This is a genomic window from Pseudomonas pharyngis (assembly GCF_021602345.1).
Taxonomy (GTDB): Bacteria; Pseudomonadota; Gammaproteobacteria; order Pseudomonadales; family Pseudomonadaceae; genus Aquipseudomonas; species Aquipseudomonas pharyngis.
The window spans coordinates 135,772-148,468 of sequence record NZ_BQID01000002.1 but is presented as its reverse complement, the minus strand read 5'-3'; the positions used below and the strand labels follow the sequence as shown (position 1 = coordinate 148,468).

7 protein-coding genes are annotated in these 12,697 nt (G+C 58.2%); 5 read left to right on the top strand and 2 right to left on the bottom strand.

Translation table 11 applies throughout. The features are described from left to right. The first annotated feature begins 247 nt into the window (after positions 1–247). The 3 genes from L6D74_RS04255 to L6D74_RS04245 all read left to right on the top strand — a co-directional run bounded on the left by L6D74_RS04255 (position 248) and on the right by L6D74_RS04245 (position 4,442). Complete coding sequence (locus tag L6D74_RS04255) at positions 248–1,639, top strand: GntP family permease (RefSeq protein ID WP_236187763.1); 1,392 nt, start codon at positions 248–250, stop codon at positions 1,637–1,639. Positions 1,640–1,646: 7 nt separating this feature from the next. Next, a complete protein-coding gene (gene hbdH, locus L6D74_RS04250) occupies positions 1,647–2,420 on the top strand; it encodes a 3-hydroxybutyrate dehydrogenase (protein WP_236187762.1) in 774 nt (257 codons plus the stop codon). Positions 2,421–2,483: 63 nt separating this feature from the next. Next, a complete protein-coding gene (locus L6D74_RS04245; protein ID WP_236187761.1) occupies positions 2,484–4,442 on the top strand; it encodes an acetoacetate--CoA ligase in 1,959 nt (652 codons plus the stop codon). Positions 4,443–4,475: 33 nt separating this feature from the next. Here the strand turns inward: L6D74_RS04245 and L6D74_RS04240 are convergent, their stop codons facing one another. Then, entirely contained in the window at positions 4,476–8,339 is a 3,864-nt protein-coding gene (locus tag L6D74_RS04240) for a hypothetical protein (protein ID WP_236187760.1), read from the bottom strand. Positions 8,340–8,558: 219 nt separating this feature from the next. After that, positions 8,559–9,671, bottom strand: a complete 1,113-nt coding sequence (locus L6D74_RS04235; RefSeq protein ID WP_236187759.1) for a PilT/PilU family type 4a pilus ATPase — start codon at positions 9,669–9,671, stop codon at positions 8,559–8,561. A 128-nt stretch (positions 9,672–9,799) separates the two neighbouring features. On the opposite strand from L6D74_RS04235, the gene L6D74_RS04230 reads away from it, so the two are divergent. After that, on the top strand, positions 9,800–12,337 hold the full coding sequence (locus L6D74_RS04230; protein ID WP_236187758.1) for a PAS domain-containing hybrid sensor histidine kinase/response regulator: 2,538 nt from the start codon (positions 9,800–9,802) through the stop codon (positions 12,335–12,337). A gap of 50 nt (positions 12,338–12,387) precedes the next feature. Further along, positions 12,388–12,663 carry a peptidylprolyl isomerase gene (locus L6D74_RS04225; RefSeq protein WP_007952044.1) on the top strand — a complete coding sequence of 92 codons (276 nt, stop codon included), beginning with the start codon at positions 12,388–12,390 and terminating at the stop codon, positions 12,661–12,663. Positions 12,664–12,697: the final 34 nt, after the last annotated feature.

Sequence of the window (12,697 nt, the reverse complement as noted above, 5' to 3'; positions counted from 1 at the left end):
AGAATCAAAAGCTTCGCGGGCAAGCCCACTCCCACAGGGTAATGCGCTCAACTGTGGGAGCGGGCTTGCCCGCGAAAGCGTCCTCACAGCCATAGAAGTCTCTAAACAGAGACAAAACCCCGAATACCACCGCCAAACATCAAATTAATTCCTTTTATTTCAATAACTTAACCATCTGGCACAGTTCTCGCTATAGCCCTCCCCACACCCGTTCCACCCACAAAAATAACAATCGAAGGAGCACACCATGAGTGTGATCATCGCCTTGGCAGCCCTCGCGCTGCTAATGCTCGCGGCCTACCGTGGCTACAGCGTTATCCTTTTTGCCCCGATCGCCGCCCTCGGCGCCGTCCTGCTCACCGACCCGTCTGCCGTCGCCCCTGCTTTCACCGGGGTGTTCATGGAGAAGATGGTCGGTTTCATCAAACTCTACTTTCCCGTGTTCCTGCTCGGCGCGGTGTTCGGCAAGCTGATCGAACTGTCGGGGTTTTCCCGCTCGATTGTTGCTGCAGCGATTCGTCTGCTCGGCACACGCCAGGCGATGCTGGTGATCGTGCTGGTCTGCGCCCTGCTCACCTACGGCGGCGTTTCGCTGTTCGTCGTGGTGTTCGCGGTCTACCCGTTCGCAGCGGAAATGTTCCGCCAGAGCAACATCCCCAAGCGCCTGATCCCGGCAACCATCGCCCTCGGCGCGTTCTCGTTCACCATGGACGCCCTACCCGGCACGCCGCAGATCCAGAACATCATCCCCAGCACCTTCTTCAACACCACCGCGTGGGCGGCACCTTGGCTGGGTGTGATCGGCACGATTTTCGTGTTCTGCGCCGGCATGCTGTTCCTGCAACGTCAACGCAACAAGGCGCAGCGTGCCGGTGAAGGCTACGGCACCGAACTGAGCAACGAACCGGAAACCGCCGAAGACCTGAAACTGCCGAACCCGTGGATCGCCCTGTCGCCGCTGCTGGCGGTGGGGATCATGAACCTGCTGTTCACCCAGTGGATTCCGCAGTGGTACGGCAAGACCCACAGCCTCGCACTGCCGGGCATGGCCGCGCCGGTCACCACCGAGATCGCTAAACTGACCGCGATCTGGGCGGTGCAGGCAGCATTGCTGGTGGGCATTCTGATGGTCTTGGCATTCGGTTTTAAAGCGATCAAAAGCAAGCTCGCCGAAGGCAGCAAAAGCGCAGTCAGCGGTGCGCTGCTAGCGGCGATGAACACTGCGTCGGAATACGGTTTCGGTGCGGTCATCGCCTCGTTGCCGGGTTTTCTGGTGCTGGCCGACTGGCTCAAGAGCATTCCCAATCCGCTGGTCAACGAAGCGATCACCGTGACCCTGCTGGCCGGTATCACCGGTTCCGCTTCGGGCGGCATGAGCATCGCGCTGGCAGCGATGTCCGAACAATTCATCAGCGCTGCCCACGCCGCCAACATTCCGCTGGAAGTGCTGCACCGGGTGGCCGCGATGGCCAGCGGCGGCATGGACACCCTGCCGCACAACGGCGCGGTGATTACCCTGCTCGCCGTCACTGGCCTGACTCACCGTGAGGCCTACAAGGACATTTTCTGTATTACGCTGATCAAGACCCTGGCGGTTTTCGTGGTGATCGGCACTTTCTACGCCACTGGCATTGTGTGAGGTATTGATGACGACTCTTTCTGGCAAGACCGCACTGGTTACCGGCTCCACCAGCGGCATAGGACTGGGCATCGCCCTGACGCTGGCCAAGGCTGGCGCCAACCTGATCCTCAACGGCTTTGGCGACGCGTCGAAGGTGATCGCCGAAGTCGAACAGTTCGGCGGCAAGGTCGGCCATCACCCGGCAGACGTCAGCGACCCTGCGCAGATCGCCGACATGATCGCCTACGCCGAGCGCGAGTTCGGCGGCGTGGACATTCTGGTCAACAACGCCGGTATCCAGCACGTCGCGGCGGTTGAAGAATTTCCGGTAGAAAGCTGGGATTCGATCATCGCGATCAACCTGTCGTCAGTGTTTCACAGCACTCGTCTGAGTTTGCCGGGCATGCGCACCAAGGGCTGGGGCCGGATCGTCAACATCGCTTCGGTGCATGGTCTGGTCGGTTCCACCGGCAAGGCTGCGTATGTGGCGGCCAAGCATGGGGTGATCGGCCTGACCAAAGTGGTCGGCCTGGAAACCGCCGCCAGCAACGTCACTTGCAACGCCATCTGCCCGGGTTGGGTGCTGACGCCGCTGGTGCAGAAGCAGATCGACGATCGCGCGGCCAAAGGTGTCGACCCGCAGCAGGCGCAACACGACCTGCTGGCAGAGAAACAGCCGTCGCTGGAGTTCGTCACCCCGGCACATCTGGGTGAGCTGGTGCTGTTTCTGTGCAGCGAGGCCGGCAGCCAGGTGCGTGGCGCGGCGTGGAATATCGATGGCGGATGGCTGGCGCAGTAAGCTTGCAACTGATCGCTCCCACATTGCAGTGGGAGCTTTCTGACCAACAATAAGAGGCAAACCATGTCCGACATTCTCTGGCAACCCGATGCCAAACGCATTGCCCGGTCCCGCATGGACGGCTTTCGGCGCTTCATCAATCAGCGCCACCACCTGAAGCTCGACGACTACCCGGCCCTGCACCAATGGTCCATCGACCAGCGCGAAGCGTTCTGGCAGGCGATCGTGGATTTCTTCGACATCAGTTTTCACACCCAGCCCGACGCTGTTCTGCGTGGAGGCATGAAAATGCCGGGGGCCGAATGGTTTCCCGGCGCCACGTTGAATTTCGCCGAGCATCTGCTGAGTCGGCGCGACGATGCCATCGCTGTGATCGCTATCGGGGAAAACGGCCAGCGAGAACTGCTGACCTGGGCCGAGCTGGCCCGGCAAGTCGCCGGGTTCCAGGCCAGCCTGCAAGCGGCCGGTGTTGTGCTCGGCGACCGGGTTGCAGCCTGCATGCCCAACACCTGGCAAACCCTGGTGGCGATGCTCGCGACCACCAGCCTGGGGGCGATCTGGTCTTGCTCGTCACCGGACTTTGGCACCCATGGCGTGATCGACCGTTTCGGCCAGATCGAGCCCAAAGTACTGATCACCTGCGCCGGTTACCGTTACGCCGGCAAAGAGATCGACCAGACCATCAAGATCAATGAAATCCTCGAACAACTGCCGACCTTGCAGCAGTTGATCATCGTGCCCTACGCGCGACCTCAGGCCCATGCCACGGATTACCGGACACCCGCCAACGTCACGCTGTGGGACGACTTCTATGACCCCGGCGATGAGCCGAACTTCGTCCCGGTGCCGTTCGACCATCCGCTGTACGTGCTGTATTCCAGCGGCACCACCGGCGTGCCGAAATGCATCGTGCACAGCACCGGCGGCGTGCTGCTGCAACACGTCAAGGAACACGGGCTGCATGTCGACCTCGGCCCCGGCGACCGCTTGTTCTACTACACCACCTGCGGCTGGATGATGTGGAACTGGCTGGTCTCGGCGCTGGCGGTGGGCAGCGCGGTGGTGCTGTATGACGGCTCACCGTTTTACCCGGACAACGAGCGACTGCTGGAGCTGCTCGACGACGAACAGGTCAGCGTGTTCGGCACCAGCCCCAAATTCCTCGCAACCTTGGAAAGCAGCGGCATCAAGCCCCGGGAAAGCCATGACTTCAGCAGCCTGAAAACCCTGCTCTGCACCGGTTCCGCGCTGTCACCGCAGAGTTATGAATTCGTTTACCGCGACTTCAAGCCGGACGTTTGCCTGTCCTCGATGTCCGGCGGTACGGACATCGTGTCCTGCTTCGTCAATGGCAACCCGCTATCGGCTGTGCGTCGGGGCGAACTCATGGGCAAGAGCCTGGGCATGGCGGTGGAGGTGTGGAACGACGCAGGCAAGCCGGTGATCGGCGAAAAAGGTGAGCTGGTGTGTACCCGACCGTTTCCGGCGATGCCGATCGGACTCTGGAACGATCCCGATGGCGAAAGGCTGCACAAATCCTATTTCAGCCAGTTCCCCGGCGTTTGGGCCCAAGGTGACTACGCCGAACAACTGCCCCACGGCGGGATGCTGATTCACGGCCGCTCCGATGCCGTGCTCAACCCCGGTGGCGTGCGTATCGGCACGGCGGAAATCTACCGCCAGGTGGAGAAAGTCCCGCAAGTGCTGGACAGCGTCGCCATCGGCCAGCAGTGGCAGGACGACGTGCGCGTGGTGCTGTTCGTGCGTCTCAAGGAAGGCGTAACGCTGGATGAGGCACTGCAACAGCAGATCCGCCAGGTGATCCGCGCCAACACCACGCCGCGGCATGTGCCGGCAAAGATCGTTGCAGTCACCGACATTCCACGCACGATCAGCGGCAAAGTGGTTGAGCTGGCAGTTCGCAATGTCGTGCACGGTGAGCCCGTGAAAAACACCGATGCCCTGGCCAACCCCGAAGCATTGGAGCAGTTTCGGGATCGACCAGAACTGACTGGTCAGTGAAATGGGGCATCCTCTGAGTGGATGCCCCAGCGATCAAAGGTCGAACGCCAGCAGGACTTCTCCTTCAATCTGCTCGCCGTTGCTGGCCGTCACGGCGCTCTGCAGGGTTTCAAGGTTGCGACGGAATCGCCAGTTGTACTCACCCGACGCCTGATCCAACAACAGGGTCATCACGGCGTAGGTATCGGCATTCTCCAGGGCGCGACTCTTGTCGTATTTTCCCGACGCGCCTTCGCCGGTCGATGCTTTGAAACTGCCCCGGCTCGCATCCACACCGGCATCGGCCTGGATACTCGTCGGGACGCGCGCGTGACCCCGCGCCAGATTAATCAACGGTGCGACGTCCAACTTATAATGCTCGGCCTCGATTGCCGGCTTCATGGGGGCAATTGCAAGCTGTCGGAATTTCGGATCGACTTTAAAGACTTCATGAATCAGGTCATCGGCAATGACGTTGGTACTCAGATGTGCATTGTGGAAATGATCCTGCAGATTTTCTCCGTACACCTTCATAAACCGATGCGTCTCGGAGGCTGGCTTGCCAGCTCGCCTCCACGCAAGGTAAAGCGCGGAGTCGATAAGCATCGTTCGGCCATCCTCCTGAACCGCTTCCAGAAGGCAGTTGCCGAACGAAAAGCCGTCGAAGTCGGTTTTGATTAACTTGAGATACGTCAGCATGTTGTCTCGCCCCCTGGCACTGCTGCCAAACAGCAAACCGGCTACCAGGTCAGTCTTGAGCTGATCGACATTATTGACTAGAGACCTCAAGGCTCCATCGACCTTGCTGGACGCCCTGGGCAAGGCTCTGCCGATGATTTGGCCGATATAGGCATCCGGCAGTTTTCGGAAAGACTGATAGGGTCGCAACGCATGAGCAAAGGTGAAATCACTCAGCTTCGGCCCCCAGGCCCGCCCTGATCGGTTGATTGCGAACCAGTGAGTACCTTGCTTGAGCGCCCGGACATTCAGTACTTGAGCCGACGTAGCCGATGGCCGCCAGCTACCCTGGCACAGTCTTGCGTAATCACTCGCCTGCCACAGATCGACAGACGCTGCATGGCCCACAATTCGACGCAACTGGAACCTGGCGGACGTGAGGGTCTTCACACCATTTCGAACAAGCCGCGCACCGCCTCGTCCCAGTAGTTTGCCGCCGGTTCTGGCCATCGCGCCAAAGCCATCGAGTGGATTGAAGACCGAAATCGTCGTGCTCAAGGCGAACCTGGCCAGACTGGCAACCTTAGCCGTAGTCGACACCGAACGCGCGATCACGCTCATCACTTTGCTGGCGACGCCAACAGCGGTTCCGAGCAGTCCGATAGCATCCATGACGCAACCAAACACACCACTGCCAATACGATCCTTGTCACCGGAGGTCAGATCGGCGATACAGCTTCTGAAAGGCACTACCAGATTCAGAACGTACTCCCCGAGTTTCTCCAGACGTTGCCTTTCTTCTTCCAGCGGCGTCGGCAGCAATGCGACGGATTCGACATCCTTGTAGGTCGCTGGCGGATGATGATCGACGATAAAGGCTGCCAGCGCCGTTAATTGAACGTCGTCAAAACTTTGATAGGCAGTACCGTTGTATTCGGCCGAACGATTTATTTTGCGCAACGTTCCCAGTTTGTCGATGACACCACGACTGTCGTTGGCACTGGCGCTTCTGCGCCCTTCGGTGAAACACCCCAGGTCCGTCGGCAACGTCAGTACCGCTGCTGCCGGCACGTACGCTTTCAGATTCCCGTCATAGTCCAGACGCGAAGCCTTGTTCATGGCACCGCAAAGGCGGACCAGTTCAGCCAGTCGTTCATTTTTGCGACACACACCCTGCAAGGTGAATACTTCATAGCAGAGCAGTTCATTGCCACCCTTCAAGGCACACATGACAAAGCCATAACGGCCGGTCGCTTCATCTCGAGCCTGCTGAGTCTCCGACAGCACCGTCCTGGAAACTGACGCGGCGCCCGTCAAGCCATTCTGTGTGGACACCGGCGGCGTGTGATAAACACCTACGGACGGTCGCAGGGTGAAGAAACTGACATCACCGTTCAGAAATACCCGACGATCCGCCGAAGGCATTCTGGAAATGGCCAGCTTCAACGTGGTGGTCATTGCACCTTTCAGGTTGTCATACCACCGCGAAACCTCCTTGATTACAAAGGGCTTGATCGGCGCCAACGCGTATATCGGCGCGCCGAACTGTCTGAAGATGCTGGGTTGATTCATCAGGTCCCACTGCCGGCTCGTAAGTTCTCCCGAGGCATGAATTTCGACCATTGATCTGGCTTTTGGATCGGGTTTGGTCACTTTATCCAGTACAGGCCGTATGTCCAACGCGAACGATGGTGCAGGCACCTCGCCCGCATCACGCACTCGCTGTTCAAAAAGAACGTCCTTCTCCAGGAAATCGCATCCCGGAAGGGCTCTTTTCAACTCTTGCAATGCGCAGGTCATTTTGTCAGGCAATGGTCTGGCCAGCACCTCGGCTGTCCGGGCTAACAGTTTCATGTGCGTTTCATAATGGCCAAACACCACATTCGATGCGCTCTGAGGGTCCGCAGCCAAGGCGTCATGAGTGATGATGCCGTTGATAAGCCCCCAATCGAGCACCGGGTCAATGACCGCAATGGCTCGTAGATCACGCAAGGATTTGCTCGGCGGTTCCATATTGCCAAACACTTGGATTTTGCTGGCATTCATTACACGGGCCAGCCCTTTGGTTTTCAGCTCGAGGGTCGCCACCGCACTGCAAAAGCTGATCCAGCCAACAGAACCGACCAGCATATCTTCACTGATGCCTTGCACCAGAAATTCCGGTGCCTGTTCACCGAGCATGATATGGGCGGCCAGAGCGGCGGCTTCCCGGGACACTTTTCTTGTAGCAATCAAATGATTTTCGAAGTGTTTGAAGACTGCATAAGGATGCAAATCGCAATTAGCTGGCTGATAAAGATCATACCCACAAATAACGTTTCTGTTGGCAGAGCCTTCTGTTGAGTCTAGATCGATAATAATGGCGCTCAACATCAATTGACCCAGTTCTTCCGGCGCCATGGCGTCGGTGTCATCGGCGCCATACCAATCCAGTGCCTGGATATATTTTTTCGCCAGAAGTTGAGTGTCCTCGTGAAACAAAATCCCCTCTATCAACCATCCATTATCGGCATTGGCTCCTGCCAACGCGCTTGCGGCGCCCTTGTATACCTTATCCAGCAATCGGACATCATGGGTTAATAAAGTAGCTGTAAAAGCCTTGATACGACTTTTTTCTGCATCTGTCAGAACGACGGACATCTCATCTTCGCCACTGATCTGCCCCCAATAATTCCCAAACCAAGGATCAAATGCTTCAATGCTTAGATGCTCGATAAGCTTTTTGCAATCGCCCACAGTGGCAGGAATATCGAACTCATAGAATCTCAGCCATTGTTCCAGCGACCCTTCATTGGTGTCCCAGATCACTCCACCTGTCTGCGCCGCGCACCGCGCCAACAAGTCCAAGTCATTGCGGTCTTGGTCGAGGGTGGCGTACAGCGGCAACGGGGGCAGCAGCTTACCTTTGGAAAAAATCAGCAGTTCACCCTCTTCCGTCAAGGCGGCGTGGCTATAGGTTTCGATAGCAAGTGCATTGATAACGTCCTGTATGAATGCACGCTCCTGCAGTTCCCCGATGCGGCCAGCCAGCGGTGCATGCAGATTGTAAATTGACGAGCCCTTGACCATGTTAAAAAAACTGCCTGACAGATCCAGCTGAACATCATCGCTCTCGCCATACTTGCCGACATTCTTATTCAGTCGCTCTACAACCAATAGTGTTTCTTCACGATCAGCTGCCAAACGTTTTACATCCGCCTCTGTCGTCGAGACAGCAGACGCATTCGATTGAATTCTCACAAATAATCCTCAAAAAATATCTGACAAAAGAACAGGCAAATAACCTTTAAACAGACTCAATCAAATACTGTTTAAAATCGACCCTTACGATGTCAGCTAATTTTTCAGAACCATTCAAAAGTATGCAAACTTCAAAAAAACAATAACAAAACCAGCACCACGCCTTTTACTCTTCAAAATTGCCAGGCCTTGCGGAAAAACATTTTTTACAGTTGCTTACTATTCATCAAGCAGTCCCCAACTTTCCGAAGAAGTTTTGTCGGCACGTACATTTTGCTCATTTAACTTCAGTGAAAGACGCAAGTTATTGACTGAGTCAGCATTTCTCAATGCTTCGTCTTCACTGATTGCACCTTCAATCACTAGTTGATGCAGGGCGCTGTCAAAGGTACGCATACCAAGTTCCCCGGACTTTTCCATGATGACTTTCAGATCGTCCAACTGGTTGTTCTTGATCAGGTCGGCAATCGTCGGCGATCCCAGCATCACTTCCACGGCCGCGCGCCGCTGTCCATCGACGGTTCGTACCAGACGCTGGGACACGAGGGCCTTGAGGTTGTTGCCCAAGGCGTGCATCAGTTGAGGACGCCGCTCCTCGGGAAATAAATTGACGGCTCGATCCAGCGCCTGACTGGCGTTGACAGCATGCAATGTGGAGAGAACCAGATGCCCGGTTTCGGCGAACGCCAATGCATGCTCCATGGTCTCGCGGTCGCGGATCTCGCCGATCAGCACCACGTCCGGAGCCTGGCGCAAGGTGTTCTTGAGCGCCGCATGAAAGCTACGTGTGTCGACCCCGACTTCGCGCTGATTGATGATCGACTTCTTGTGTCGATGGATATACTCCACCGGATCCTCAATGGTGATGATGTGCCCGCTGCTGTGGCGATTGCGATGATCGATCAGCGCCGCCAGGGAGGTAGACTTGCCGGAGTCGGTAGCGCCCACGAACAGAATCAACCCCTGCTTGAGCATCACCGTTTCGAGCAGCACTGGCGGTAATTTGAGGTCTTCGAATCGCGGAATGTCGAGTTTGACGTTACGGATAACAATCGACACGTCGTTGCGTTGTTTGAAAATATTGACCCGGAAGCGGCCGATACCCGTTCGAGAAATCGCCAGGTTCATTTCCAGATCCCGGTCGAACTCACGGCGCTGCTCGGCGTCCATCAGGGAGGCGGCGACACTGCTCACCTCGCCGGGTTTGAAGGGCTGGTCGCTCAAGGGCATCAGTACCCCGTCGAACCGCGCACTGGGTGGTGCACCGGTGGAAAGAAACAGATCCGAACCGTGACGGCTCGCCAGCAGTTTGAGCAGTGCGTCGATTTCCATGGCAAGAAACACCCGTGAAGCTTTCAATGAATCGCAAGGCCCGTCGTCGTGACGCAACGGGCCTTACAGCGTCTACCGCACTAGGATAGTAGACGCCGCCTCACCGACCGATGCTCAGGATTGATGTGATGAACGCTGTACCGAACACCAACGACGCCCAGGCATTGATTGCCCGCACCAACTGGAGCCGCAGCCCGCTGGGCGCCTCCGGCACCTGGCCACAGAGCTTGCGCACCGCGGTAGACATCGTGATTCACTCGCCGATGCCGATGCTGCTGTTGTGGGGTCCGCAGTTGACCCAGATCTACAACAACGGCTTTGCGCTGCTGGCCGGCAGCAAGCATCCGCACGCTTTCGGACAGCCGGCACACCAGATATGGCCGGAACTTCGAGACTTTACCGACCCGATTTACAGCGCAGTCCTACAAGGCCAGGTGCGAACCTACAGCGAACGGCGCTTCACCTTGCAACGGGACGGCAAGGATTCCGACTTCTGGCTGGATTTGACCTACAGCCCGATCCGCGATGAAAGCGCGCAAGTGGCTGGCATTCTGGTCACCGCCATTGAAACCAACGAACGCCGGCGCATCGCCCTGGAACTGCAGCAACGCTCGGAAGACAGTCTCAAGGCCCAGCGCGAAAGCGAAGAGCGCCTGCAACTGGCGCTGGCAGCCACCGATGCGGTCGGCACCTGGGATTGGGACATCGGCGAAGACCGCTTCATCGCCGACGCGCATTTCGCCCAGTTGCACGGTGTCGATCCGGCGCTGGCCGGTCAGTTGCCGATCAGCGAATACCTGCAAGGCGTGCACCCCGAAGACCGCGCGATGATTGCCCGCAGCATCAAGCACTGCATCACCCACGGCACCGAATACGCCGAGGAATACCGGTTACTGCAAGCCAATGGCGAGCTGCGCTGGGTGTTCGCCCGCGGGCGCTGCTACAAGGATCATCATGGCCGGCCGATGCGTTTTCTCGGCGCCGCGCTGGATCTGACCGAGCGCAAGCACACCGAACAGGCATTGCGCCAAAGCCAGACCGAGCTGCAACTGATCATCAACGCCATGCCGATCCTGATCAGCTATGTCGACCACGAAGAACGCTTTCGCCTGAACAACGCCGCGTACCTCGACTGGTACGGGCTCACGCCTCAAGAGCTGTACGGTCGCACGATCCGTGAGGTGATCGGCGAAGAGGCCTATTTCCTGCGGGCGCCGTACATCGCCGAAGCCCTCGCCGGCCGCCCTTGCTCGTTCAGCCTGTACACGCCGCACCGCGACGGCAGCCAGCGGCATGCCTTGATGAACTACCTGCCGCGCCACGGCGCGGACGGTGCGGTGAACGGTTTCTACATCTTCGTGATCGACGAGACCGAACGTAAAAAGACCGAAGAAGCCCTGCGCAACCTCAATGAAACCCTTGAGGAACGCGTGAGTGCGCGCACCGAACAACTGGCCCAGGCCAACCAGCGTTTGCAGAACGAGATGTTCGAACGCGAACGCGCCGAAGACGCTCTGCGCCACGCGCAGAAAATGGAAGCGGTCGGCCAGCTCACCGGCGGCATCGCCCACGACTTCAACAACATGCTGACCGGCATCATCGGCAGCCTCGACCTGATGCAGCGCTACATCGCCAATGGCCGCGCCGATGAGATCGGCCGTTTCACCGACGCGGCGGTGTCCTCGGCCAACCGCGCGGCGGCACTGACCCACCGTCTGCTGGCGTTCTCCCGGCGCCAGTCGCTGGATCGCAAGACCATCGACGTCAACGAACTGATCCGTTCGCTGGAAGACCTGATCCGCCGCACCAAGGGTGATCCGATCGAGCTCAAGTTGCGCCTTGCCGACAATGTCTGGTCCGTCAGTACGGATGTCAGCCAACTGGAAAACGCCCTGCTCAATCTGGTGATCAACGCCCGCGACGCCATGCCCGACGGCGGCGAGCTATTAATCGAAACCGCTAACGTCTACCTCGACGGCAACGACATCACCACCCTCGAACCGGTCAAGGCCGGTGACTACTTGATGCTCGCGGTGAGCGACAACGGCACCGGCATGACGCCTTCGGTGCGCTCCAAGGCGTTCGATCCGTTCTTTACGACCAAACCCATCGGGCAAGGCACCGGGCTCGGGTTATCGATGATTTATGGCTTTGCCCAGCAATCGGGTGGACACGTCAGCCTCGACAGCCTGCCTGGCCAGGGCACCTGCGTGCGGCTGTACTTGCCGCGCCTCCACGCGCCGGAACCTGAGCAGCCATTGGCAGAAACGGTCAGCGAGACACCCACCCCCGCGACCGGTGAAACCGTGGTGGTGGTCGAGGACGATCCGGCGGTGCGCATGCTGGTGATGGACCTGCTCAAGGAGCTGGGTTATCGCGCCCATGAGGCCGAAGACGCCAGGAGTGCCCTGCCGCTGCTGGAATCGGACATGCGGGTTGACCTGCTGGTGACCGACGTCGGCCTGCCAGGCATGAACGGCCGGCAACTGGCTGAGATCGCCCGCCAGCATCGTCCGGGGCTCAAAGTGTTGTTCATGACCGGTTACGCGCAGAAAGCCGCCGAACGCCAGGGCTTCCTCGAAGACGGTATGGACATGGTCGCCAAACCGTTTTCCATCGAACAGCTGGCCGGCAAGATCCGCACGATGACCAGCCAAACCCCGTGACTTGAGGCATAATCCGCGCCCCGCCGTCACCCCGCTACAGGTATTGCACGATGAAAGCCCAAGCCCGCCATATTCTGGTGAAGACCGCCGAAGAGGCTGAAAAACTCAAACAACGCATCGCCAATGGTGAAGCGTTCGATGTGCTGGCGAAGAAGTTTTCGACCTGTCCGTCCGGCAAGCGCGGCGGCGATCTGGGTGAAGTGCGGCCGGGACAGATGGTCGGCGCGATCGATGCGGTGATCTTCAAAAAGCCGCTGCGCACGGTGCACGGGCCGATCAAGAGCAAGTTCGGTTATCACCTGGTGCAGGTGTTTTACCGCGATTAAGTGTTTGGCTTCAGGGCCAATCGTGAGCAGGCCC

Excerpts from the sequence above, each read along its gene's own strand:
- L6D74_RS04255 (WP_236187763.1), top strand. The coding sequence starts at position 248 with ATGAGTGTGATCATCGCCTTGGCAGCCCTCGCGCTGCTAATGCTCGCG.
- hbdH (WP_236187762.1), top strand. The coding sequence starts at position 1,647 with ATGACGACTCTTTCTGGCAAGACCGCACTGGTTACCGGCTCCACCAGC.
- L6D74_RS04245 (WP_236187761.1), top strand. The coding sequence starts at position 2,484 with ATGTCCGACATTCTCTGGCAACCCGATGCCAAACGCATTGCCCGGTCC.
- L6D74_RS04235 (WP_236187759.1), bottom strand. The coding sequence starts at position 9,671 with ATGGAAATCGACGCACTGCTCAAACTGCTGGCGAGCCGTCACGGTTCG.
- L6D74_RS04230 (WP_236187758.1), top strand. The coding sequence starts at position 9,800 with ATGAACGCTGTACCGAACACCAACGACGCCCAGGCATTGATTGCCCGC.
- L6D74_RS04225 (WP_007952044.1), top strand. The coding sequence starts at position 12,388 with ATGAAAGCCCAAGCCCGCCATATTCTGGTGAAGACCGCCGAAGAGGCT.